Raw genomic sequence first — 23,835 nt, forward strand, 5'->3', positions numbered from 1 at the left:
GCGTCCGGATGGGGGCGAACTGACCCCGAAAGGGTCAGCCGCGCGGGTCCTCGACAGGGTCAGTCGAGTTCCAGGACGCGGGCGTGCAGCACCTGGCGCTGCTGGAGCGCCGCGCGGACGGCGCGGTGCAGTCCGTCCTCGAGGTAGAGGTCGCCCTGCCACTTCACGACGTGCGCGAAGAGGTCGCCGTAGAAGGTGGAGTCCTCGGCGAGCAGGGTCTCCAGGTCCAGCTGGCCCTTGGTGGTGACCAGCTGGTCGAGGCGGACCGGGCGCGGGGCGACGTCCGCCCACTGCCGGGTGCTTTCCCGGCCGTGGTCGGGATACGGCTTTCCGTTTCCGATGCGCTTGAAGATCACACGGAAAGCCTACCGGGCGAGCGGCTCCCGGCGCAGCCACGCGAGGGCAGTGGGATGCTGGTGCAAACCATGACAAATCCGAAATCGGGGACCCCTCGTGAGCGTGAGTGAGCAGCCGCCGACCGCCGGAGCGGCCCAGCAGACCACCGTCGCCCCGGCCCAGGAGACCGGGGCGACCGGCCCCGCCGCCGAGATCGCCGCCGGGTACGCCTTCGACGGAGCCGCACTCGAACTGGGGGCTCTGCTCTGGGACGGCGTCTGTCACCCGGACGCGCGCATCCGCATCCCGCTGCCGGTGCTCAACCGGCACGGTCTGGTGGCCGGAGCCACCGGCACCGGCAAGACGAAGACGCTCCAGCTGATCGCCGAGCAGCTCTCGGCGAACGGCGTGCCGGTCTTCCTCGCCGACATCAAGGGCGACGTCTCCGGGATCTCGACCCCCGGCCAGGACGGCGAGAGGGTCCGGGAGCGGGCCGGGCAGGTGGGCCAGGAGTGGCAGGCGCGCGGCTTCCCCTGCGAGTTCTACGGGCTCGGGGGCACCGGCCCCGGCATCCCGGTCCGCGCCACAGTGACCAGCTTCGGCCCGGTGCTGCTCTCCAAGGTGCTCCAGCTCAACCAGACGCAGGAGCAGTCGCTCGGCCTGATCTTCCACTACGCCGACGCCAAGGGCCTGGAGCTGATCGACCTCAAGGACCTGCGCGCGGTGGTGGCCTTCCTCGTCTCGGACACCGGGAAGGCCGAACTGAAGGGGATCGGCGGGCTGTCGACGGTGACGGCCGGGGTGATCCTGCGGTCCATCACGGCCTTCGAGCAGCAGGGGGCGGGGGACTTCTTCGGCGAGCCCGAGTTCGACACGGACGAGCTCCTGCGGACGGCGGCGGACGGGCGCGGGATCGTGTCGGTCCTGGAGCTGCCGGCCGTGCAGGACAAGCCGCAGCTGTTCTCGACCTTCCTGATGTGGATGCTGGCGGACCTCTTCCACGACCTTCCGGAGGTCGGCGACCTGGAGAAGCCGAAGCTGGTCTTCTTCTTCGACGAGGCGCACCTGCTCTTCAGCGGCGCCTCGAAGGCCTTCCTGGAGTCGATCACGCAGACGGTGCGGCTGATCCGCTCGAAGGGCGTCGGGGTGTTCTTCGTGACGCAGACCCCGAAGGACGTCCCCTCGGACGTGCTCGCGCAGCTCGGCAACCGGGTGCAGCACGCGTTGCGCGCCTTCACCCCGGACGACGCGAAGGCCCTGAAGGCGACGGTGCGGACCTTCCCGAACTCGCCGTACGACCTGGAGGAGGTGCTGACCGGGCTCGGTACGGGCGAGGCGGTGATCACCGTACTGAGCGAGAGGGGCGCCCCGACGCCGGTGGCGGCGACCCGGCTGCGGGCCCCCGAGTCGCTGATGGGCCCGGTCGAGGCGGCGGCTCTGGACGCGGCGGTGAAGGGTTCGCCGCTGTACGGGCGGTACGCGCAGGCGGTGGACCGGGAGTCGGCGTACGAGAAGCTGACCGCCGAGCAGCGGGCGGCGGAGGCGGCGGCGCTCGACGCGGCGGCCGCGAAGGAGGCGGAGAAGGCCGCCGAGGAGGCGGAGAAGGCCGCCGAGGAGGCGGAGAAGGCGGGGACGAGGGCTCCCCGGGAGAAGAAGGAGGAGCCCTCGCTCGCCGAACAGGTGGTGGGCAGTGGGATGTTCAAGTCCCTGGCCCGGTCGATCGGAACCCAGCTGGGCCGGGAGATCACCCGCTCGCTCTTCGGGACCGCCCGCCGGAGGCGCTGACTACGAGGTCACCTCGTCGTGGTCGCCGTGCAGGCCGCCGCCGCTGCCCGCGTCACCGGTGGTCGGGGTGGAGACGACCGGCTTGCGCAGGGAGGAGATGTCGTGGGCGTAGGTGGACCTTCTGGAGCGCTGCTCCAGAAGGCGGCCTGAGCCAGGAATCTCCTCCCCTCAGGGAGGAGAGGATTCAAAGAAGTCCTTCCCGGTTGCGCCAACAACTATCCAGTAGCTTTCGCCGCTTTCGCGGCCGCCTTCATCTCCTGCTTGTGCGCGCGCACCTTCGCCAGCGACTCCGGCCCCGTGATGTCGGCCGCCGAGCGGTGGCAGTTCTCCTCGCCGTACGGCCCGGCCGCCTCCCGCCAGCCCTTCGGCCGCACCCCGTACTGCTTGCCGAGCAGGGCCAGGAAGATCTGCGCCTTCTGCTTGCCGAAACCGGGCAGCGCCTGGAGCCGCGCGAGCAGTTCCTTCCCGTTCGCCGCGTCCGCCCAGACGGCCTCGGCGTCGCCCCCGTACTCCTCGACCAGGTACTGGCAGAGCTGCTGGATCCGGTGGGCCATCGACCCGGGGTAGCGGTGCACGGCAGGCTTCGCGGAGAGCAGCCCGGCGAACTCCTCCGGGTCCCGGGCGGCGATCTCGTGCGCGTCGAGATCGTCCGAGCCGAGCCGCGAGGCGATCGTGTACGGGCCGGAGAACGCCCACTCCATCGGGACCTGTTGGTCGAGGAGCATGCCGACGAGCGCGGCGAGCGGCGACCGGCCGAGGAGCGCGTCGGCCTCGGGCTGCTGTGCGAGGTGGATCTCGGGGGTCATGAACCGATCATCACGCGCCCGCGTGGCACCCGCCCGGTGGGTTCACCCGTCAGGTCCCCTTCGCGAAGCGGTGCGTCCGACGGAGTCACCCCTTCACGAAGCGGTGCGCCCCACGGCCCGACGGATTCACCCTCCCCCAAGCTCTGGGCTACGCCCGAGCAGGGGGGACCCCCATCGCGAAGCGGTCGAGGGCCGTCAGGATCAGCCGCCCGGTCTCCTCGCCGCCCAGGTGCCCCGCGCTCTCGACCACGTGCAACTCGGCGTCCGGCCAGGCACGGGCCAGCTCCCAGGCGGTGGTGAGCGGCCCGCCCATGTCGAGCCGGCCGTGGATCAGGACCCCGGGGATGCCGGCGAGCCGGTGCGCGTCGCGGATCAGCGCGCCCTCCTCGAGGAAGGCGCCGTGCGCGAAGTAGTGCGAGCAGATCCGGACGAAGCCGAGCCGGGTGTCGTCGACCCGGTCGGTGTACGGGGTTCCCATGCCCTCCATCGAGAGGACCGCGTCCTCCCAGGCACACCAGTCGGCCGCCGCCTTCTCGCGTACGGCCCGGTCGGGGTGGTTCATGCGGGCCGCGTACTCCCCGACCGGGTCTACGGCGTGCTCCGCCCCCGCCCGGAAGCGTTCGTGGGCCTCGGGGAAGAAGCGGCCGACGCCCTCGTACAGCCAGGCGGTCTCGGAGCGGCGGGTGGTCGTGACGGCCGCGATCACGATCTCCGACACGCGCTCGGGGTACGCCTCCGCGTACGCCAGGATCAGCGTGGAGCCCCAGGAACCGCCGTACAGCAGCCACTGCTCGATCCCGAGGTGCTCGCGCAGCCGCTCCATGTCGGCCACCAGGTGCGCCGTGGTGTTCACGCTCATGTCGGCGGCCGGGTCGCTCGCGTGCGGGGTGGAGCGTCCGCAGCCGCGCTGGTCGAAGAGGACGAGCCGGTACGCCTCCGGGTCGAACCAGCGCCGGCTGCGCGGGGAGGAGCCGGAGCCCGGCCCGCCGTGCACGACGAGCGCGGGCTTGCCGTCCGGGTTGCCGGAGACCTCCCAGTGGACGAGATTGCCGTCGCCCACGTCGAGCAGGCCCTGGTCGTACGGTGCGGTCTCGGGATGCATCCGGCCGACGCTACCGGGAGCGGGCGCCACGGGTCGGGGCATTTCTCTCCGCCCTCACGGGTTCACGTTCCCCCGCACCCGTACCGCCGGGTCCTCGCACCACTCCAGGAGCGAGGGCCACGCCCCGTACCCCGAGTCGGGGTTGAGGTGCTCGCCGTCCGGTACGAGGTCCAGGTCGAGGCCGAGCGGGATGCCGTAGTGCAGGTCGGCGCCCTCGGGGCAGTACGGGTCCCCCTCCCCGTACACGAGCCGTGCCTTGAGCCCCGCCTCCGTCAGGCCGAGGCCGTCGGCGAAGGCGGCGATCTCCGGGATCGAGGCGGTGACCTGCGGCGAGGGCGGGGCCACCAGGAGGACCCGGTCGGCGTCCGGCCGCCGGTCCCCGGCGCGCAGCCACAGCAGCACCGACAGGCTGTGCGCCAGGACCACGAACTCGCCCTCGGCCGGGCGCTCCCCGTGCTCCTCCAGGGCGTCGAGCCACGCGTCGAGCTCGGGCGCGTCCGGCGAGGGGAGCTGGGGGTAGCGGACCTCGTGGCCGCGCTCGCGCAGCTGCCCGGCGAGCCAGTGCTGCCAGTGGGCGGGCGGGCGGTGGTTCTGGAAGCCGTGGAGGATCAAGTACGTGGTCATGGCGTGATCCTGCGACGGTGGAGGCCGCCGGTCCACCACCGTCCACGGAGCGGTCGGTGGTCTTCGGGGGGCGGGGTCAGGCGCGCGGGTTCAGGCCCGCGGGGTCTGGCCCACGGGTTCAGGCCTGCGGGGTCACGCCCACGGGTTCACGCCCACGGGGTCTGGCCCACGGGTTCAGGCCCGCGGGCCAGGCGCGCGGGTTCAGGCCCGCAGGGTGAGGAGCTCCCGCACGCCGGCCTTGAGTCGCCCTGCCGACAGTTCCTGTTCGACCGTCAGGTGGTGCATCACGTCGGGGGAGAACGGCGCGAGCGCCAGGTGCGCGAGGAGCGTGCTGTCACTCCCCGGCCTGAGCTGTCCGATGAGCAGGGCCATGTGCGTGTGCATCACCCGGTAGGCGCCGCTGTGGTAGCGGGCGCGGGGTGCGGCGGAGTGCGCCGCGAGCAGCAGGGCGCGCTGGGCGGCGACCCGGTCGACGAGCGCGTCGAGGAAGGCGTCGAGCCGCTCGGCGGCCGGGGCGCCGGGGCCCAGCGGGGGAGGGCCGCTCATGTACGCCTCCTGGAACTGGCGCTCGCGGTCGTCGAGGAGCGCCCAGAGGAGCTGGGAGACGTCGCCGAAGCGGCGGTAGACGGTGCCGACGCCGATGCCGCTGGCGTGGGCGACCTGGTTCATGGTGACGGCGTCGGGGCCTTCCTCGGCGACGATCCGGGCGGCCGCGTCGAGGATCCTGCGCCGGTTGCGGGCCGCGTCGGCGCGCTCGGGGGCGGGGGCGTCGACGGTGGGGAGCAGGCTGAGTACCGGCACCGCCGCCCTGTCTCCGGCCTGCGGGTTCTCCGTGCTCATCTGCTGACTCCTGTCCTTGAGCCCCGTTCCCCCGCGGTTGCTTCCTGAGCCGAGCATACCCGTTCCCCTTGCGAACCGGATAGCAATCCGCTTAACCTCGGAGCGCGAAGCGGAAAGCGATCCGTTTCGCTCGTGAGTCCGGCTGAGGAGAGTCCGCCATGTCCGTCAAGGTCGCCGTCATCTACTACTCGGCCACGGGAGCCGTCCACCAGCTCGCCCAGGCCCTCGCCGAGGGTGCGGAGAAGACCGGCGCCGAGGTGCGCCTGCGCCGGGTGCCCGAGCTCGCCCCCGACGCCGCCATCGACGCGAACCCGGCCTGGCGCGCCCACGTGGACGCCACCGGTGACGTCGAGGTCGCCACCCTGGAGGACCTGGAGTGGGCGGACGCGTACGCGCTCGGCTCCCCGACCCGCTTCGGGAACGTGGCCGCGCAGCTGAAGCAGTACGTCGACACGACGGGCGGGCTGTGGCAGCGGGGCGTCATGGCGGACAAGCCCGCGACCGCCTTCACCAGCGCCCACAACGTCCACGGCGGCAACGAGTCGACGCTGCTCGCCCTCTACAACACCTTCCACCACTGGGGCTCGGTCATCGTCTCGCCCGGGTTCACCGACCCGGCGGTGTACGCGGCCGGCGGCAACCCGTACGGCACCGCGCACCCGGGTGCCAACGGCGCCCCGTCGGAGGAGGTGCTCGCGGCCGCCCGCTACCAGGGCGCGCGCCTGACCCGTATCGCGAAGCGCCTGAAGGGGCTGGCGGACGACTGACGTCCGGATGCGGAAGTACCCCCGAGGGCGTCGCCCTCGGGGGTACTTCCGCATCTCTCTCAGGCCAGGGAGAGGAAGAGCTTCTCCAGGCGGGCCCGCATGGCCTCGGGGTCCTCGCCGTTCTTGCGCCCGCCCTCGATGTCGGTCAGGCACTGCTGGAGCCCGGTCGCGATGATCGCGAACCCGGCCCGGTCGAGGGCCCGGGAGGCGGCGGCCAGCTGGGTGACGACCTCCTCGCAGTCCCGCCCCTCCTCGATCATCCGGATGACGCCGGAGATCTGGCCCTGGGCACGGCGCAGCCGGTTCAGGACCGACTTGAGCTCGGCGCCCGCGAGATCGAGTTCCACAGTCACTCCTCCACAGATACCCCAGGGGGTGATTTACTCCCCGACGCGGGGTTCCGTCGAAGCCAAGGATGACACCTGTCAGGGCGTGTAGCGGCGGAGGAACATCTCCACGCCGTCGACGACGAGCCGCTCGCTCAGCTCCTCGGCGAGCTCCGTCCCGTACTGCTCGAAGACCATCTGCGGGAAGACGAGCAGCGAGTACAGCTGCAGGACGGCGACCTCCAGGTCCGGGATCGCGAGCCGGCCCCGCTCGGCGAGGGTGCGCAGGGCGTCCGCGACGGCGGGGTGGTGGCCGGCCGGGCCGTGCGCGCGCCAGGCGCGGCCCAGCTCGGGGAAGCGGTGCAGCTCGGTGGCGACGAGGCTGCGCAGGGCGCGGCCCTCCTCGTCGCCGCGGACGGCCCGCGCCCAGGCGTGCCCGGCCTCGGTGAGGGCGGCGCGCAGGTCCTCCGCGTCGGCGAGCCGGGAGAGGTCCGGGCCGTCGGTGTCCCCGTGCAGCGGCTCGTCGAGGGCGCCGGCGACGACGGCGGTGAAGAGGGCTTCCTTGCTGCCGAAGTGGTTGTAGACGGTCACCTTGGAGACGCCCGCCTCGGCGGCGATGGCGTCCATGCCGACGCCGAAGCCCTCGCGGAGGAAGAGGTCGCGGGCGGCCCGCACGACGGCCTGCCGCTTGCGGGCGGCGCGGGGGCCGGTGGGGGCGGGCTTGGGATCCATGGCCGGAGCCTACCAAGCGAACTGTACTCTTGAGTTCAACTGTACTGTGCCGTACAGTTCAGTTATGTCGACCCACACCGCCGTACCCACCCCTGCCCGCGTGCACCCACGCCGCTGGACGGCCCTCGCGCTGATCTGCGCGGCGCAGTTCATGCTGATCCTCGACGTGACCGTGGTGAACGTGGCCCTGCCGGCCATCTCCACCGACCTCGACCTCGGACGTACGGCCCTGACCTGGGTCGTCACCGCGTACACCCTCTGCTTCGGCGGGCTGATGCTCCTCGGCGGACGGCTGGCGGACGCCCTCGGCGCCCGCCGGGTCCTCCTCACCGGCCTCGCCCTCTTCACGGCGGCCTCACTGGTCTGCGGACTCGCCCCGAACGCCACCGTCCTGCTCACCGGCCGCGTCGCCCAGGGCATCGGCGCCGCGCTCCTCTCCCCGGCGGCGCTGGCCCTCGTCACCACCACCTTCCACGGCCCCGAAAGGGCCAGGGCCCTCGGCGTCTGGGCAGCCATCGGCGGCACCGGCTCGGCCGTCGGCGTCGTCCTCGGCGGCGCCCTCACGTCCGGCCCGGGCTGGCCCTGGATCTTCTACGCGAACGTCCCGACGGGCCTGGCCCTCCTCGCAACCCTCCCGAGGCTGCTGCCGAAGCCCGCGCCGACGGGAGACGCCACGACGGGAGACGCGACGACGGCGAGCGCCACCACGACGGGAGACGCGACGACGGCGAGCGCCACGACGCCACGCCCCCCGACGGCGGGGGCCAAGCACCTGGACATCCCGGGAGCCCTCCTGGTCACCGCCGCCACCGGGGCGCTCGTCTACGGCCTCGTCCGGGCGGGCGACTCGGGCTGGACCACCCCGGCCACGCTGCTGCCGCTCCTGGGTGCGCTCGCGCTCTACGGGGCGTTCGCGGCGGCGGAACGACGGACCCGCACCCCGCTCATGGACCTGCGGATGCTGACCCGGCGCCCGGTCGTGGCGGGCTCGCTCCTCATGCTGGTCGCGACCGCGCTCCTGATCTCGTTCTTCTTCCTGGGCTCGATGAGGCTCCAGCACGTCCACGGCCTGGACGCCTTCCGCACCGGACTGCTCTTCCTCCCGGTCGCGCTCACCACGGCGATCGGCGCGCATCTGGGCTCGCGCCTGGTCACGACGGCGGGCCCGCGCGCCTGCGCCGCGGGCGGCATGGCGCTGGCGGCCGCCGGCTGCCTGCCGCTGGCGTTCCTGACCCCGACGACCGACCCCTGGATCACGCTGCTGCCGGCCCTGGCCACGGCGGCCCTCGGTCTGGGCGCGGTCTTCGTGACGGCGACCACGACCGCCCTCGGCCTGATCCCCCCGCACGAGGCCGGCCTGGCCTCGGGCATCGTCAACACCTTCCACGAGGTCGGCGGCACCATCGGCGTGGCCGTCGCCTCCACCCTCGCCGTGGGCACGACGGGCTTCACCACGGCCTTCACCCTCAACACGGCCGCCGCAGCCGCAGTGGCCCTGACGGCCCCCTTCCTCATCCCGAAGGGCAGGCCCCGCCACCCGGGCGGGGCCCACGGGATGCACTGAGCGCGTCGGGACTCAGACGGCCTCGGTAGGTTCGGCGGCGGACCGTGCCCGCGGCGCCCGGCGCGGCTCGAACTGGCCCAGGTGCGTGACCACGGAGCCGTAGAAGCGGTCGACCGCCTCGTCGATGCTGCGGATGAAGCCCGACTCCGTGGTGCCCCGGCTGTTGCCCATGCCCTTGAAGAGCGACAGCCGGAAGCCGGTGATGACCGAGCTGTCCTTGGGCAGCAGGTCGCCCGGCTCGGGGCGCAGGCGCTCCAGCGTTCCCCGGGGCCCGTTCCGGCCCTCGAGGAGCGTTTCCACGTGCAGGTCGGCGGGGGCGTCGTCCAGGACCCGCAGGAGCCGCTTCGCGACCGAGAGGGGGTAGGCGCCGTCCGGGGCGGGCACGTCGATGGACGTACGGATCTTCCCGGTGCGGAGGTCCGCGGTGAGGGACAGGATGCTGTGCGCGCCGTCCACGCGCAGCTCCGCGGAGAGCTTTCCCTCCTCGCAGAGCCGGTCGGCGAGCGCCGTACGCCGGGACTTGGGGTCGGTGCCGCGCCTGGCCCGCTGCACCGGCAGGGTCTTCTGGCCGAGCTCGCCTCCCAGACGCAGACAGACCTGCCGGATCAGTCGCTCCCAGCTCTCCACGACCTCGACCGCGCGGGGGTCGCCCTGGCACAGGGTCTCCGTGTCGATCCCGTTGCGTACGGGCACCCAGGACGGCCCCATGTTCTGGAAGCCGTGACAGCCGGAGTTGTCGTGCTGGAGGTAGTGGAGGAGCTCCTGGAGGAGCCAGGCGTGTGCGGCGTTGCCCACGCCCTCGTGCCGGATCAGCATCTGGGCCTGGTGGGCCACCTCGGCCCACGAGAGGTGCCAGAGGGAGACCTTGTGCTTGCGCCTGCCGTCCGTCTTGACCTCGACGAGCGGACTGCCCTCCAGGGCCACGTCGTTGGACAGGGTGATGACGGCTTCGTACCCACGCCTCGCCGCGATGTCCATGTAGTTCTGGACCTGCTCCGACTTCAGCGGATTGCCGTTGGTCTTGGTCTCGACGAGCGCGGTCCAGAGCTTTCCGGCCCGCTCCGTCCGGATGACGCCGTCCGGGCGCTTCGGACTGTCCCCGTGCGGGAGCGAGACCTCGGTGAACGTCTGCATCCGGCCCGCGGGCGCTCCGAACCCGGCAGTGAGGCGCCGGCCGAACTCCGGGACCTCCGCCATCACCGAGAGCAGCACCGAGGTCGCCCGCACCTCGCGCTCCCGGTCGCTCTTGTACGAGGGGACGGGGAAGAGGCGGGCGGGCTTCCAGGCGTCGTTCTCCGCCAGGGACTTCTTCGCGGCTTTCGGAAGCGTGACCTTCTTCTTGGCCGTCCGCGCGCCACGGCGCCGGGCGGGCCCGGGCGTTCCGTCGGATGCCACGGAAGCGGGGGCCGTACGGTCCGCGCCGGCCTGCGCCGGGATCGGGACGGCATCGACGGCCCGGGTGCCGGGAGCGGTGTCGGACAGAGGGGCACCGGCCGCCTCGGCGTCGCCGGTCGTGGCGGGTGCGCCACGGTGCTCCGCACCGGATTCCCGGCCTTCCTGAACGTCCGGGAGCTCCTGCGCCTCATCGGCCTCGTCGCCCTCGTCGACGGTGATGCCGAAGTCGGTGGCGAGTCCGGCGAGTCCGGTCTCGTAACCCTGTCCGACGGCACGGAACTTCCACTCGTCGTTCCGCCGGTAGAGCTCACCGAAGATGAAGGCCGTCTCGATCGTGGCGTCCTCGATGGAGAAACCGAGCAGCGCCTCGCCCGAGCGGTCGGTGACCGTCATGCGCAGGTCGTCCAGGTCTCCGAAGCGGGCACCGCCGTACTGGCTCGCCGCCACCACGATCGTGGTGACTTCCTCGGGGATCGCCGTGAGGTCCAGGCTGATCCGGTCCTCGCTGCCGTTCTCCGTCGGGACCTTGCCGAGCAGCTGCACGCTGCCGTCCTCGGCGGCGGGGTGGTTGTAGAAGTAGAAGTCTGACTCGCCGCGCACCTTGCCGCTGCCGTCGACGAGCAGCACCGATACGTCCGCGTCACCGTCGCCCGTCGTGCTGCTCCAGCTCAGACCGACGACAACCGCGCCGGTGTCTTCGCTGAGGGTGGCCAGCCCGATGTTGGCTCCCTTGGACATCTCGTGCATGTGTCCCCCCGGACCCTCGCGATGTGATGTACGCCCCGGGGGAACCGTAGCGTCCGCAACAGGAGGTCGGGGAGGAAATGTGAAAGTCGGACGAACGCTGGGGATCGAAGCCCCGAACGGCCTCGGAGGCGTGCTCGGGGCTTCCCGCCCAACGGGGGGATCGGCGCACCCGGCAGCGGATCAGTCCTGGCTCGGGCCCGTCTCGTCGATCGGGCGGATGACCACCGGGTGGTCCGGGGAGCCGGGCGGGACCGGGCAGCGGGCCACCTGGGCGGCGATCTCCGTGACGCGGTCCAGGGAGGCGCAGTCGAGGACCCAGTAGCCGGCCAGGACCTCCTTGGTCTCGGCGTACGGGCCGTCGGTGACGACCGGTTCGCCCCGGCCGTCCACCGTGACGAAGCGGGTCGTGGCCGGGGCGGCGAGGCCCTGCGCGTCGACCATCTCGCCGCTCGCGGTCACCTCCTCGTTGATCGCGTTCATGTGGTCGAACATCGCCTTGAGCTGCGTCTTGTCCCAGGCGGGGCTCTTTGCGGAGCCGCGGCCCACCATCGCCTCGTAGTCGGCCTGCGAGCCCTGGACCATCACCAGGTACTTCATGACGTCCTCCTCATCCGTACCGCGATTAATGCCTCTCGCAGCACAGTCGGAGCCGGGCGGCCGTTCTCGACACCGCGCGGACGGAAACCGGGAAAACGGGAGAAATCACTCGCCCGCCCCATGATTCCGGTGTGAACGCACTGACCTTCTCCGCCGCCTTCATCGCCTTCTTCTCCGTCGTGGGGCCCCCGAAGGTGCTCCTCTCCTTCGCCGGCCTCGCCCAGATCCACGACGTCCGCCAGCTGCGGACCATCGCGCTCCTCTCCTCGGGCGCGGCCGTCCTCGTCGGTCTCCTCACCGGCACCACGGCGCCCTGGCTGCTGGACGTCTTCCACATCAGCACGCCCGCCCTCCAGCTCGCTGGCGGCGTCATCTTCTTCATCTACGCCGTCGGGCTCGTCCTCGGCGTCCACCTCGGCTCCCCCGGCGCCCACCAGGACGCCCCCGACCTGGTCAGCGGCGTGCGCGAGCTGCTCATGCCGTACATCGTGAGCCCGCTCGCCATGACCGCCGTCCTCATCGAGGCGGCCGAGCGCGACTCCTTCAGCTGGCGTTCGACGGTCGTCGGCGCGTACGTGACGGTCATCGCCCTCGACCTGGCCTGCGTGCTGCTCCTCGCCCCGATCCTGCGCCGCACCCACCACGCCACGATCGAGCTCCTCGGCCGTCTCCTGGGCCTGCTGCTCGCCGCCGTCGGCGTCGACCTCGTCCTCGACGGCCTCTTCGACCTGGGCGTCCCGGGACTGGACGTCCGGCACTAGATCCGGCCGATCAGGGCCGGATACCCCCTAGCCGGCGCCGAGCTCCCGTTCCAGCGGGGTCCGGAACCGGGGCGTCACCCGTACGTCGCCCACCCAGTCCGCAAGCCGCGCCGCCTCCGCCCCGATCGCCCGCTCCGCCTCCGCGCCCACGTCGGCGAGGAGCCGGTGGGCGATGTCGCCGTCCGCGCGCTGCGCCCAGCCGCCCACGATCCGGCCGTTCCACCACACCGTCGGTCCGATGTTCCCGCTGCGGTCGAACAGCGCCGCCCGGTGCGCCGGGTCCAGGTACCAGTCACGGCCCTGCCAGCCCATCGCCGTCGGGTCGAGCGCGGGCAGCAGCGCCGCCCACGGTTCCGGCTCCGGTACGGGCCCCAGGTCGTCCGCCAGGACGAACCCCGTCCCTCCGTCCACCGTCACCGCCGCCGCCCCGACCTCCGCGAGCGCCTTGCGCACGTCGGTGACCTTCCACCCCGTCCACCACGTCAGATCCGCCTCGGTCGCCGGCCCGCACGCCCCGAGCCAGTGCCGGATCAGCTCCGCCCGGGCCTCCGCCGGGTCCCGTACGGGAGGGGCGTCGGCGAGCGCCCACCGGAAGCGGCTCGACGTCCACGTCCCCTGCGGCCGGCCCCGTACGATCCGGCCCTCCATGCCGAGGACCCGCAGCACCCGGCTCGCGACGGACTGCGTCCCCTCCTGGCGGGTGCCGGGACCGTACACGTACGTCGATCTCAACCTCGGTACGGCCGCGCCGAGTTCGGTCCCGGTCGCCTCGCCCCGTACGGCCAGCTCGGCGAGGACGAGCCGCTCGGTCTCCGCGAGCCAGTCCCCGTCGAAGGTGCTGCCGGCCGCCAAGTGCTTGAGGAGCGTGGTGCGTTCGCGGACGGCGGCCGGGCGGGTCGTCGAGGCCTGGACGGCGGCGGCGAGCGAGGCCGGGAAGACGAAGACCGTGTGCCGCATGCCGTGCATCCGGACCAGCGTCCCGTCCTCGTACAGCGCCCGCTCGACCGCCCCGACCGGGTCGACGCCCTCGGTCAGCCGCGCCGCCACCGCGAGGAACACGCTCGCCGGATCCGTCCCGTGCAGCGCCACGAGCGCGCCCCCGACCTCCGCCGCCGACCCTGCCCGCGCGCTCCCGGCCAGCCGGTGCCGTACCCCGAGCCGGGCCCGCCGCTCCGCCGCGTCGATCACTCTCGTCTCACCCATGGGGTCAAGCATCGCCTCAGGCTGCGGCCGAGCCGAGGAACTCCGTCACCGTCTTCACGAACTCGTCCTCCTTCTCGAAGAACATGACGTGACCGGCGTCGATCTCCGCGTACGTGCTGCGGGCGATCGCCGCGTGAAGCTCCCGGCTGTTCTCCACCGGCACGGTGATGTCCTGCGTACCCCCGACGACCAGCGTCTCCGCCGTGATCCGGGGCAGCAGCGCGCGGATGTCGACCGTCAGGTCGAGCGCCACGTGCCGCAGGGTGCCCGGCGTGGGCGGCATGTTCGGGATGAGCGCCTCCACGCCCTCGCGGCCGATCGAATTGAGGAAGCCGCGGCTGAACCCGGTCATCGTCACGCTCCGACCGAACCCGGCCGGGTCGAACTCGCCGAGCCGCTGCCACAGCGTGAACAGGTTCCGCAGGTACTCGTCGCCGTCGGTGTACGCCCACCCCGCCACCAGCACCAGTCGCTCGACCAGGTCGGGGCGGAGCGCGGCGACGGCCGCCGACACCGTGGCCCCCATCGAGAACCCGAGCAGGTCGACCGGGCCGGTGCCGGCGTCCTCGATCACCGCGACGACCTGCGCGGCGAGCGACTCGACGGTCAGCGGCCCGCCGTCGTCGACGGTCCGGTCGGCGCCGGACAGGTCGAGGGTGATGACCCGGCGGCCGTCGGTGAAACGGGGCGCGGTCTGCCCCCAGTTGATGACGGCGCCGCCGGAACCGGTGCCGTGGACGAGGAGGAGGGCGGGGCCGGCGCCCGAACCCTCGATGTCGTAGTGGACACGGGCGGTGCCGACGGTGACGGTGGCCATGATCTCTGCTCCTCGGGTAGCTGCCGTGCGCCGACCGCCCGTGCGGCGGCCGGTGGCTGACACCGAGGACTCTGCCGACCACCGGAACCGGGCGGGAGAGCCCTCCGGAGCCTGGGATCGCCGATCCCTGGATACGCCCGCCGGCCCGCCGCCCGGGCCAGGGGGCGCTGGATACGACCGCCGGTCCGCCGCCCGAGCCGGGGGCGCTGGGTACGACGGCCGTCGCCCGGCACCATGCCTGGGACCGTCGGCCGTCGCCCAGCACCATGCCTGGGACCGTCGGCCCGCGCTCAGCGCCATGCCTGGGACCGTCGGCCCGCGCTCAGCGCCATGCCTGGGACCGCCGGTCCCTGGATACGGTCGCCGACACCCGGCACCATGATCGGCATGACGATCGACCGCCGTGAACTCGCCGACTTCCTGCGCCGTTCCCGCGAGCGGGTCCGCCCGCAGGACGCGGGCCTCCCGGCCGGGCCCCGGCGCCGGACACCCGGACTGCGCCGCGAGGAGGTCGCCCAGCTCGCCGGCATGTCCGCCGACTACTACATCCGTCTGGAGCAGGCCCGCGGCCCGCAGCCCTCGCCGCAGATGCTCGCCGCCCTCGCCCGCGCGCTGCGCCTCGACACCGACGAGCGCGACCACCTCCACCTCCTCGCCGGCCACCGCCCGCCAGCCGGCGCCACGGCCGGCGACCACGTCGCACCGGGCCTGCTCCACCTGCTCGACCAGCTGGAGACGACCCCCGCGCAGGTCCTGAGCGACCTCGGGGACGTCCTCGCCCAGAACGCGATGGCCCAGTCCCTGCTCGGCGGGGTCTGCACGGTGTCGGAACACGGGCGGAACGTGGTGTGGCGCTGGTTCGCCGACCCGGCGGCCCGTACGGCGTACCCGGCCGAGGAGCACGCGTACTACAGCCGCCTCCACGTCGCCGACCTGCGCGCGGCCGTCGGCCGCCGCTCCGGCGACCCGGCCGCCGCCCGGCTCGTGGAACGCCTCCACGGGGCGAGCGAGGAGTTCACGGAGCTGTGGGAACGGCACGAGGTGGCGGTCCGCCGGCACAGCCGGATGCGGGTCGCGCACCCGGTCATCGGCGCGGTGGACCTGGACTGCCAGGTGCTGCTCGCCCCGGAGGGCGAACAGCGCCTCGTCCTGTACACCCCGCCGCCGGGCACGGACGCGGGGGAGCGCCTGGCGCTGCTCCGGGTGGTGGGTACGGAGCAGTTCACGGCGGCTCCGTGAGTCGACCGGAGGCGGCCCGCTCGCCGCTCAGCAGCACTTCCCCTCCCCGGGTCGCCCGCTCGCCGCTCAGCAACACCTCACCCGGCCGCCCGCTCGCCGAGCGGCCGCCGCCGCAGCGCCGCGTCGGTGAGGGCGGCCGGACGCCAGACGCCGTCCGGCTGGTAGAGGTTCGTCCCCGGCGGCACGATCGCGTCGATCCGGTCGAGGGCCTCGTCGGTGAGGACGACCGGCGCGCCCTTGAGGAGCCCGTCCAGCTGGTCCATCGTCCGGGGCCCGATGATCACGGACGTCACGGCCGGGTGCGCGGCGGCGAACGCGATCGCCAGCTCGGGCAGGGAGCACCCGATCTCGTCGGCCAGTGCGACGAACTCCTCGACGGCGTCGAGCTTGGCGGCGTTCACCGGCAGGTTCGGATCGAAGCGGTGCGGGGTGAGCGCGGGCCGCCCGCTGGTCAGGTCGATGGGCGCGCCCTTGCGGTACTTGCCGGTGAGGAAGCCGGAGGCGAGCGGGCTCCAGGTCAGCACCCCCATCCCGTACTTCTGGGCGGTGGGCAGGACGTGCGCCTCCACGCCGCGCGCGAGCAGCGAGTACGGCGGCTGCTCGGAGCGGAAGCGGCGGAGCCCGCGCCGCTCGGCGACGGCGTGCGCCTCGACGATGTCCTCGGCGGGGAAGGTGGAGCAGCCGAAGGCCCGGATCTTCCCCTGGGTGACGAGGTCGCCGAGGACGTCGAGGGTCTCCTCGATGTCCGTCCGGTGGTCGGGCCGGTGCACCTGGTAGAGGTCGATCCAGTCGGTGCCGAGCCGCTTGAGGCTGTTCTCGACGGCGAGGGTGATCCAACGCCGGGAGGATCCGCTCCTGTTGGGACCCTCGCCGCCGACCGGGAAGTACACCTTGGTGGCGAGGACGGTGGCCTCGCGGCGCAGGGGGTCGCGCAGCGCCTTGCCGACGATCTCCTCGGACTCGCCGGCGGAGTACATGTCGGCCGTGTCGACGAAGTTGATGCCCTGGTCGAGGGCGGCATGGATGATCCGTACGGACTCCTGATGGTCCGGATTCCCGACCGCCCCGAACATCATGGTGCCGAGGCAGTAGGTGCTGACGTCGATCCCGGTCCCGCCGAGTATCCGATAGCGCATGGCGGCACTCTAGGAACTGGAGTGCACTCCAAGGCAAGGGCCGGTGGAGGCCAGGAAGTCGAGGATCATCCCACTCAGCGCCTCGGGCCGCTCCAGATGCACGTCGTGCCCGGCACCGGGCAGGCTCACGCCGTGGACACCGGCCTGGAGCCGCGCCATCTCCGCGTACTGGTCACCGTCGATGATCCCGCCCCGCGCGCCCTCTCCGAGGACGACGAGGCCGGGGCAGCGGACGGCCGCCCACTCGTCCCAGGAGGCGCGGCGGGCGTTCTCGGCGAGCGACCGGACCATGACGTCGGGCTCGAAGCGGGGCCGGAGCCCGCCGTCGCGCCGTTCCAGCCCGTCGGCCCACCCTTCCCCGACGGCCCGCTTCCCGTTCCCCAGGTACGCGACGGCCGCCTCCCGCGAGGGGAACGGCACCGGCCACGACCGCAGCCAGTCCCCGATCTGCTCCGGCAGACCGGGCTCGCAGCCGCTGGGCCCTGCCTCGACGAGGACGAGCGCGCGGGGGAGGCCGGGGTGGGCGGCGGCGGTGCGCAGGGCGACGAGTCCGCCGAGCGACTGCCCGGCCAACAGGGGCCGGACGAGCCCGAGTTCCTCGACGACGGCGACGACGTCGGCGATGTGCGCGGCGCGCGAGAGGTCCGCGGGCCGCCGCTCGCTGCCGCCGTGCCCGCGCAGGTCGAGGGCGACGACCCGGTGACCGGCGTCCCGCAGCAGCCGGGCGGTGGCGTCCCACTCGCCGGAGTGCCCGGCGAGCCCGTGGAGGAGGAGGGTGTCGGGCCCGGAGCCGCCCCAGTCGCGACAGGAGAGCCGTACGCCGTCCCGTACGAGAACGTGCTCGGCGGAGGAGGAGGCGGAAGGAGTGGTCACCCCGGCATCCTCCCCTAAGGGCGCGGGTCCTGAGGGCGTAGGCCTCTGAGGGTGCAGGCCCTAAGGGCGGAGGAGTTGGTCGGCGACGGCGGTGCGGGCGTAGAGGACGGAGCGTCCGCTGCGGTGGGCGGTGACGAGGCCGGCGTTCCGGAGGGCGATGAGGTGCTGGGAGACCCCGGCGGCGGACATGCCGCAGTGCGTGGCGAGCTGGGTGGTGGATGCGGGGGTGTCGAGCTCGGTGAGGAGCAGGGTGCGGGAACGGCCGAGGACGGCGGCGACGGCGTCCGTGGCGTCGGAGGTACGGGGTTCCCAGACGCTCCCGAAGCCCCGGGCGGGATAGGCGAGTTGAGGCGGATCGGGGTGCACGGAGCGGGTGAGGACGCGGGGCCAGGCGAAGACGGAGGGGATGAGCAGCAGCCCGGAGCCGGCCTGGTCGCGGGTGAGCGCGCAGTGCCGCCGTACGAGTCGCAGGGTGCCGTCGTCCCATCGCACGGTCTCGTGGAGCTCGCTCAGGACCCGCGCCGAACCGTGCTCGGCGACCTGTCGCGCCCGGTGGAAGACATCGGCCTCCAGGACCTTCTGGATGCGGGCCCAGTAGGGGGCGAGGGCGAGTCCCCAGTACGTCTCGATCTCGTCGGCGACCTTGGGGAGGACGGCCTCGGGGTCCTCGCGCAGCAGCCGGAGCCGGGCCTCGCTGCCGCCCTTCTCCTGCAGCGCGTCGAGGTCGTCGCGCACCTGCGCGGCGGGGGCGCGGCGGATGGCGTCGAGCTCGGCGTCGAGGGTGGGGAAGGGCCCGGCGGGGGTGGGGTTGAGGAAGTCGGCGAGGTAGCCGCGGCCGGGGATGAGCGCGTCGAGCCAGCCGCGGTCGAGCCCGGCGCTGACGATCCGGGGCCGGACCTGGGCGGCCCAGCGCCCGTGCGGGGCGGAGTCGGGCTGCCGGGCGACGATCCGGTAGCTGGTGACGACCTCCCACATGGGGGAGACGGCGAAACGGGTCTGGGCGAGATCGGCGGCGGAGAAACTGAGCCCGGCTTCCATGCGTCCCACGTCCTGGAGTAGCGAATGGATTCGGCCTGAGCTTAATCATTGGAGGGGAGGAGGGGGGAGAAAGCACTCTCGGCGCATGCCTCCTACGCGCTCCTCCTCAGCCTTCAAGGGCCTCCCGTCCGTGGTCTGGACGATCTTCGCGGGAACGATCGTCAACCGCCTCGGCTACCTCGTCACGCCGTTCCTGGTCTTCTTCCTCGCCTCGCGGGGAGTGACCGGCGGCGACACCTCGTACGTGCTCGGCGCACTCGGCGCGGGCAACCTGATCGGCCCCGCCGTGGGCGGCGTCCTCGCCGACCGCCTCGGCCGCCGCCCCACGATGCTGATCGGCCTGATCGGCGCGGCGGCGGCGCAGGGCGCCCTGTTCATGGCCCCGGGCGTGTGGACGATGGCCGCGGCGGCGCTGCTGATCAGCGCGGCCGGCAGCATGGTCTCCCCGGCGGCGTACGCCCTGCTCGCCGACGCCGTCGACAGCGAGCGGCGTCAGCGCGCGTACGCCCTCTTCGGCTGGGGCGTGAACATCGGCACCGCCGTGGCGGGCGTCCTGGGCGGCTACCTCGCCGCCCAGGGGTACTGGCTGCTCTTCGCGGTCGACGCGGGCTCGATGCTGCTGTACGCGCTGGTCGTGGCGGTCCGCCTGCCGGAGCCGAAGCGCCCGGCCCTCACGGAGCGGAGGAACGAGGGCATCGGTTACGGAGTGGTCCTCCGCGACCGCCTGGCCCTGCTCCTGCTCCCGCTCTTCGGAGTCCAGCTGTTCGTGTACTCGCTGACCGAGGTCGCGCTCCCGCTCGCCGTCCGCGACAGCGGCCTCTCGCCGGCGGTGTACGGGGCGATGGCGGCCGTCAACGCGATCCTGGTGGTCGGCCTCCAGCCCTTCGCGACCGCCTGGCTGGCCCGGCTCCCGCAGCTCGCGGTGCAGAGCGCGGGCAGCGCGCTGATCGCGGTGGGCGTGGCCCTGACCGGCCTCGCCGACAGCATCGCCGGCTACACGCTGTCGGTCGTCGTCTGGTCGCTGGGCGAGGTCGTGGTCGCGGGGATCGCGGCGGGCATCTTCGCCAACCTGGCCCCGGCACACGCCCGCGGCCGCTACCAGGGCGCGTTCAGCTGGACCTGGGGCGTGGCCCGCTTCGGGGCCCTGACGCTGGGAGTGACGACGTACACGACGCTGGGCCCGGCGGTCCTGTGGTGCACGGCGCTGATCGCGGGCACGGCGACGGCGGCGGCGACGCTGACACTGAGGACCCGCATCACGAGCCGCACGAGTCACACGCTGGCGGCATGAAGGGGCCGGCAAGGACATGGGCCACGAGCGCGTAGGACCGCCCGTGGCCGCCATCCATCCCGTACTCGCCCCAGAGCCAGGAGCCGAGCGGAGGACCTCGAACCACCACTCGCGGGTACTGCCCCGAAAACTAATCGCGCCGAATGTGCTCGGGATCGATGTGCCGCCGCACCATGGGAAGGGAGGCGACGGCGGCGGCGAGCATGACGCCCAGCGCGCAGGCGAAGAGCAACGGCAACCCGTCCCAGTCCCAGTGCACGGCGCCACCCCCGGTGATCAGATAACTGGACTCGGCAAGCCACCCGGTGACGATGGCCGCCCCCAACCCCACCACCAACGGCAACAACACCTGCACGACCTGCACCACCCGCAACGTCGACGCCCGAGCCCCCAACAAGGCGAGCGCGGTGACCTGCCCACGCCGCTCCATGGCTCGATCGGCCACGGACACGACGAACGCGGCAACCCCGATCACAAGCCCGAGCACCATCCCCACGACGAGCAGACTCCGGATCACGGTCAACTGAGCGAGCGAGTCGATGACGATCCCCACGGGCTCGACGGCAGCGGTGGGCGCGACGGCCCCGATCCCATCGAGAACGGCACGGACGGTGACGGGATCTGAAGGGCTGACGAGAACGAAGCGTGCGTCCGCCGGCTGAGTGCCTGGGGGGACCAACGAGGGTGGGATGAGCAGGCTTGGTCCGGCGAACTCTGAAGGGTCGTAGGCTCGAATGGTGACAGCGTTCTGAGGTACGGAGACATTCAGCCTTCGTCCATTGCTGAGCAGGAATGGGAAGCTGCTGCCTGGACGGGCGTTGTCATCAAAGAGAAAGGTCGGATCCTCAATCCGCAGAACCTTGTTGTCGATGCATCCGTTTGTGGTCTCGGTGAAGGCGGCCAATTGAGCACACGTCGCAATGACGCCTTGGATGCTGGGTAGGTCTTCTTCCAGAGTTGCCACCCATGACCTGGCAACCATGCCATTGGCTTGTACTCCGCTCAACGCCGTCATCTCTGAGCGCTGTCGCATACTCAACTGTGCCGCCGGAAGGCTGTACTCCTGAACCGGGGCCGTTCGCCGACTGACCTGATCCAATTCGATGAGCACTCCCTGCGTGAGTGATGCGCCGAATACCAGCAGAACGAGCCCGGTGACCACCCGCAGTGCGCTACCCGGATCGACCTCCGTGCGCCGCATGGCCAGCGACAGAGGCAGCGATTGCGAAAATCCCGCCAGGCGCTGCGAGAGCCAAGCCGTGATCGGCCCCAGACCGAACACAAGCCCTGCCCCGGTCATCAGCACAGCGCCGGGCACCAGCACAGCGCTGCCGGAACCGCCTGACGGATCCCTTCCCATCGCGCTGAGCAAGCAGTATCCGCCCGTGACTCCGAGCCCGGGGATCAGCAACAGCGTCCCGTACTTCTTCGGAGGCTTGCGCTCGCCAGTTCGACGCACGCTGATGGGCGACTGCGCCGCCCTTCGGGCGCTGAACTGCCCAACGGCCCACGCGAGGGCCGGACACCCCAGTAGACACACGCCGATGGTGGCCCTCTCGGGCCGCCCATCGGCCGGGTACCAGTGCAACCCGGGCAATCCGACCCTCGCCATGACTTCGTTGATTCCGAGATAGCCAAGGAGCCCGACCACGGCGCCGACGAAGGCGGCGATCACACTTTCTCCGGCATTGACCCGCAGCGTGTCTCGCACGCTGAGGCCAATGAGACGAAGGGCGGCGAGCCGGCGTGCACGGGACTCCCCCGAGAGTCGCGCGCAGACGGAGAGGAAGATGACCAGTGGAAGCAACACGATGCAGCCGAGAGTGAACCGCAGGATGTCCAAGGTGGATGGGTCAAGGACCTCATGCTGCGTGTACTTGGCACCGAAGTGGCCGAGTGGTGCCGCCTCGCTCAGTTCATCGGGACTGGTGCCGATATAGGCGTACAGGTCGTCCGGCCCGCCCAACCCCACCGGGGCAATTGTGCCGATGACGCGACCGGGTACAAGACCTGCGGCGCGTGGGTTGGTTGCCAAGATCTCGCCCAACTTCGGCGAAACGATCGCTTCGCCTGCGCGAGGGAGTGCTTTGATCCCCGGGGGAACGGGCAAGGGGCCGATGCCTCTGTGACCGATGAAGACCCGCCGCAGTGGTTGTGAGCCGTAGGGGTCCAGAAATTCCTGGTAGACAGCATTCTTGTTCGCGCCCGGAAAAACCGCGCGACTCGTCACCCGGGCATCGTTGGCAGCGATGATCGTCGGAATGGTAAGTGCGGCGGCCAGGCAGGAAACCCCAAGTGCGGACCCGAGTGTCATCAGGAGAAAACGGGCCTGCGTCCTGCGTCCACTTCCCCACAGCAGACGCATGCCCAGGACGAACGCCTTCACGCCGTCACCCGTTGGGCCAGCACACCATCCGACATCGTGTACTGGGTATCGGCCTTTGCGGCCACATCGGCGTCGTGCGTGACGATGACTACTGCGGTCTTCTGCCTCCTCGCCATCTGCAGGAATTCATCCAGAACGGCAGCCGCGTTGGCGCTGTCGAGCGCCCCGGTCGGCTCGTCCGCGAACACTACGTCCGGTCTGTGGACCAGGGCTCGCGCCACGGCCACACGCTGACTCTGACCACCCGAAAGCTTCGAGGTCCTGCGTCGCAACAGGTCCCCCATCCCTAGACGCCCCAGGATCTGGCCAGCCATGGCATGGGCATGGGTCTTGCTGATCCCGGCGAGCCGCAGCGGGAGCGCCGTGTTTTCCTCGACGGTCAACTCTGGCAGTAGCTCCCCGTACTGGAAGACGAAGCCCAGACGCGTACGGCGCAGCGCACTGAGCTCCCCGTCGGGGAGCGACGAGAGCATTTCTCCGTCGAAGGTCACCGTGCCGTTGGTAGGGGGCAGAACCCCCGCGAGGCAGTACAGCAGGGACGACTTCCCCGACCCGCTGCTGCCCATGATGGCGGCCACTTCGCCGCGCTTGAGCGTGAAATCGGCACCAGTCACAGCCTGCTCGGTGCCGTAGAAGAGATCCACGCCCTCGGCGCGGAGAATGACGTCCATGTGGTGCGCACTCCTGTGAGGGGCGGGAGCCACTGGTGAGTGGCTCCCGCAAAGGTCGGCGGCCCTACTTGCGCTTGAAGTACCTCGTCGGAGAGCAGTTGTCAGGCCGGAGGGAGCCGCGGTTCTGGCACACGCGTACCTCTGCCGTGTTCGTGTACCGACTGGCACCGTCGTGGACGAGCTTGTCGATCCAGACCGCCTTCTTCTGCACGCCGTCGAAGCGATTCCACCCGTAACCGTGCACCTTTACCTGCAGATACACGTTGTGGTTGTCGTCCAGGCCGACGTCACGCAGGCTGCCCTTGATGTGGAACGCGCCTTGCTGCTGCTCTACGGGCTCCCACTTGTACTTCCCTTCCGCGAAGCGTGCCCCGGTTGTCTTGAAGAGCGCTACGTCGTGCCATGAGTCGGCCACCGCCACCCCCATTCCCCCGAAGAACAACCCCGCTGCCACCACTGCCGTTGCCAACTTCCTCATCGATATCCCCTGTTTGATCGTGCCGACTGGTCATCGACTGGTCATCACAGAAAGTATCGGCATCACTACAGACCGGATCGAGAAGGAACGTCCCTCCGCCGGATCACCCCCCGATCCAGTGAACGACCCCCTCCGCGCCCCCGCTCAGCCCTCCGGGCCACTCCCGCGCATAGCGACGCTCGACGACGGACGCCCGACACGCCCCGCATGGCCAGGGTCAGCAGGGCCCACCGACAGCCGCCCGCGCGTGGCAACGTCGCCTCGATGTGCGGCAGTTCGAGGCAGTAGCTAGTGCCCTCGTCCGAGGGCGGCTCCATCGGC

At 71.7% G+C, this 23,835-nt stretch carries 23 protein-coding genes; 6 read left to right on the forward strand and 17 right to left on the reverse strand.

All coding sequences use genetic code 11. The features are described from left to right. Positions 1-59: 59 nt before the first annotated feature. On the reverse strand, positions 60-356 hold the full coding sequence (locus tag ACN9M0_RS18985; RefSeq protein WP_030209440.1) for a type II toxin-antitoxin system VapB family antitoxin: 297 nt from the start codon (positions 354-356) through the stop codon (positions 60-62). Between the two features lie 97 nt (positions 357-453). On the opposite strand from ACN9M0_RS18985, the gene ACN9M0_RS18990 reads away from it, so the two are divergent. Further along, positions 454-2,121: a helicase HerA-like domain-containing protein gene (locus ACN9M0_RS18990; protein ID WP_426403934.1), complete on the forward strand. Its 1,668-nt coding sequence runs from the start codon at positions 454-456 to the stop codon at positions 2,119-2,121. A gap of 215 nt (positions 2,122-2,336) precedes the next feature. On the opposite strand, the gene ACN9M0_RS18995 is transcribed toward ACN9M0_RS18990, so the two are convergent. The 4 genes from ACN9M0_RS18995 to ACN9M0_RS19010 all read right to left on the reverse strand — a co-directional run bounded on the left by ACN9M0_RS18995 (position 2,337) and on the right by ACN9M0_RS19010 (position 5,493). After that, a complete protein-coding gene (locus tag ACN9M0_RS18995; protein WP_366037507.1) occupies positions 2,337-2,927 on the reverse strand; it encodes an HhH-GPD-type base excision DNA repair protein in 591 nt (196 codons plus the stop codon). Between the two features lie 148 nt (positions 2,928-3,075). Then, complete coding sequence (gene pip, locus ACN9M0_RS19000) at positions 3,076-4,029, reverse strand: prolyl aminopeptidase (RefSeq protein WP_366037506.1); 954 nt, start codon at positions 4,027-4,029, stop codon at positions 3,076-3,078. A 54-nt stretch (positions 4,030-4,083) separates the two neighbouring features. After that, a complete protein-coding gene (locus ACN9M0_RS19005) occupies positions 4,084-4,653 on the reverse strand; it encodes an RBBP9/YdeN family alpha/beta hydrolase (RefSeq protein WP_426403935.1) in 570 nt (189 codons plus the stop codon). Between the two features lie 201 nt (positions 4,654-4,854). Next, positions 4,855-5,493 carry a TetR/AcrR family transcriptional regulator gene (locus tag ACN9M0_RS19010; RefSeq protein ID WP_399696299.1) on the reverse strand — a complete coding sequence of 213 codons (639 nt, stop codon included), beginning with the start codon at positions 5,491-5,493 and terminating at the stop codon, positions 4,855-4,857. 158 nt (positions 5,494-5,651) lie between these two features. Here ACN9M0_RS19010 and wrbA point away from each other — a divergent pair, with 158 nt between their 5' ends. Next, entirely contained in the window at positions 5,652-6,260 is a 609-nt protein-coding gene (wrbA, locus tag ACN9M0_RS19015) for an NAD(P)H:quinone oxidoreductase (protein ID WP_366037503.1), read from the forward strand. Positions 6,261-6,319: 59 nt separating this feature from the next. Here wrbA and ACN9M0_RS19020 read toward each other — a convergent pair whose 3' ends face one another. Beyond that, positions 6,320-6,607, reverse strand: coding sequence for a metal-sensitive transcriptional regulator (locus tag ACN9M0_RS19020; RefSeq protein ID WP_366037502.1), 288 nt, complete (start codon positions 6,605-6,607; stop codon positions 6,320-6,322). Positions 6,608-6,685: 78 nt separating this feature from the next. Next, positions 6,686-7,318, reverse strand: coding sequence for a TetR/AcrR family transcriptional regulator (locus ACN9M0_RS19025; protein WP_399696300.1), 633 nt, complete (start codon positions 7,316-7,318; stop codon positions 6,686-6,688). A 64-nt stretch (positions 7,319-7,382) separates the two neighbouring features. Here ACN9M0_RS19025 and ACN9M0_RS19030 point away from each other — a divergent pair, with 64 nt between their 5' ends. Next, the gene (locus ACN9M0_RS19030; protein WP_426403936.1) at positions 7,383-8,882 is read left to right on the forward strand and encodes an MFS transporter; all 1,500 of its coding nucleotides are present in this window, start codon (positions 7,383-7,385) and stop codon (positions 8,880-8,882) included. 12 nt (positions 8,883-8,894) lie between these two features. Here ACN9M0_RS19030 and ACN9M0_RS19035 read toward each other — a convergent pair whose 3' ends face one another. Both ACN9M0_RS19035 and ACN9M0_RS19040 read right to left on the reverse strand, forming a co-directional pair. After that, positions 8,895-11,024 (reverse strand): TerD family protein, encoded by a 2,130-nt coding sequence (locus ACN9M0_RS19035; protein WP_399696302.1) that lies wholly within the window; start codon positions 11,022-11,024, stop codon positions 8,895-8,897. A gap of 180 nt (positions 11,025-11,204) precedes the next feature. Continuing rightward, a complete protein-coding gene (locus ACN9M0_RS19040; RefSeq protein WP_366037498.1) occupies positions 11,205-11,621 on the reverse strand; it encodes a YciI family protein in 417 nt (138 codons plus the stop codon). A gap of 131 nt (positions 11,622-11,752) precedes the next feature. On the opposite strand from ACN9M0_RS19040, the gene ACN9M0_RS19045 reads away from it, so the two are divergent. Next, entirely contained in the window at positions 11,753-12,382 is a 630-nt protein-coding gene (locus ACN9M0_RS19045) for a MarC family protein (protein ID WP_399696304.1), read from the forward strand. Positions 12,383-12,409: 27 nt separating this feature from the next. Here the strand turns inward: ACN9M0_RS19045 and ACN9M0_RS19050 are convergent, their stop codons facing one another. Both ACN9M0_RS19050 and ACN9M0_RS19055 read right to left on the reverse strand, forming a co-directional pair. Continuing rightward, on the reverse strand, positions 12,410-13,585 hold the full coding sequence (locus tag ACN9M0_RS19050; protein ID WP_426403937.1) for a winged helix DNA-binding domain-containing protein: 1,176 nt from the start codon (positions 13,583-13,585) through the stop codon (positions 12,410-12,412). 16 nt (positions 13,586-13,601) lie between these two features. Then, positions 13,602-14,402 (reverse strand): alpha/beta fold hydrolase, encoded by an 801-nt coding sequence (locus ACN9M0_RS19055; protein WP_366037495.1) that lies wholly within the window; start codon positions 14,400-14,402, stop codon positions 13,602-13,604. A 378-nt stretch (positions 14,403-14,780) separates the two neighbouring features. Here ACN9M0_RS19055 and ACN9M0_RS19060 point away from each other — a divergent pair, with 378 nt between their 5' ends. Continuing rightward, positions 14,781-15,641, forward strand: coding sequence for a helix-turn-helix transcriptional regulator (locus ACN9M0_RS19060; protein WP_366037494.1), 861 nt, complete (start codon positions 14,781-14,783; stop codon positions 15,639-15,641). Positions 15,642-15,718: 77 nt separating this feature from the next. Here the strand turns inward: ACN9M0_RS19060 and ACN9M0_RS19065 are convergent, their stop codons facing one another. Genes ACN9M0_RS19065 through ACN9M0_RS19075 form a run of 3 tightly spaced genes read right to left on the reverse strand, consistent with a single transcriptional unit; the run spans position 15,719 to position 18,688 of the window. Continuing rightward, positions 15,719-16,777 carry an aldo/keto reductase gene (locus tag ACN9M0_RS19065; protein ID WP_366037493.1) on the reverse strand — a complete coding sequence of 353 codons (1,059 nt, stop codon included), beginning with the start codon at positions 16,775-16,777 and terminating at the stop codon, positions 15,719-15,721. A 9-nt stretch (positions 16,778-16,786) separates the two neighbouring features. Beyond that, positions 16,787-17,650 (reverse strand): alpha/beta fold hydrolase, encoded by an 864-nt coding sequence (locus tag ACN9M0_RS19070; protein ID WP_366037492.1) that lies wholly within the window; start codon positions 17,648-17,650, stop codon positions 16,787-16,789. Positions 17,651-17,710: 60 nt separating this feature from the next. Then, entirely contained in the window at positions 17,711-18,688 is a 978-nt protein-coding gene (locus ACN9M0_RS19075; RefSeq protein ID WP_366037579.1) for an ArsR/SmtB family transcription factor, read from the reverse strand. An 85-nt stretch (positions 18,689-18,773) separates the two neighbouring features. Between ACN9M0_RS19075 and ACN9M0_RS19080 the strand changes: the two genes are divergently transcribed. Further along, the gene (locus ACN9M0_RS19080) at positions 18,774-19,979 is read left to right on the forward strand and encodes an MFS transporter (protein ID WP_426403938.1); all 1,206 of its coding nucleotides are present in this window, start codon (positions 18,774-18,776) and stop codon (positions 19,977-19,979) included. A gap of 130 nt (positions 19,980-20,109) precedes the next feature. Here the strand turns inward: ACN9M0_RS19080 and ACN9M0_RS19085 are convergent, their stop codons facing one another. The 3 genes from ACN9M0_RS19085 to ACN9M0_RS19095 form a co-directional block, all read right to left on the reverse strand. Next, the gene (locus ACN9M0_RS19085) at positions 20,110-22,365 is read right to left on the reverse strand and encodes an FtsX-like permease family protein (RefSeq protein WP_399696307.1); all 2,256 of its coding nucleotides are present in this window, start codon (positions 22,363-22,365) and stop codon (positions 20,110-20,112) included. After that, positions 22,362-23,036, reverse strand: coding sequence for an ABC transporter ATP-binding protein (locus tag ACN9M0_RS19090; RefSeq protein WP_399696308.1), 675 nt, complete (start codon positions 23,034-23,036; stop codon positions 22,362-22,364). The genes ACN9M0_RS19085 and ACN9M0_RS19090 overlap by 4 nt, the downstream gene beginning before the upstream one ends. Before the next feature lie 64 nt (positions 23,037-23,100). After that, positions 23,101-23,514 (reverse strand): hypothetical protein, encoded by a 414-nt coding sequence (locus ACN9M0_RS19095; RefSeq protein ID WP_399696309.1) that lies wholly within the window; start codon positions 23,512-23,514, stop codon positions 23,101-23,103. Positions 23,515-23,835 lie beyond the last annotated feature (321 nt).

Origin of the sequence: Streptomyces sp. R-07, assembly GCF_049913175.1 — a bacterium.
Classification (GTDB): Bacteria; Actinomycetota; Actinomycetes; order Streptomycetales; family Streptomycetaceae; genus Streptomyces.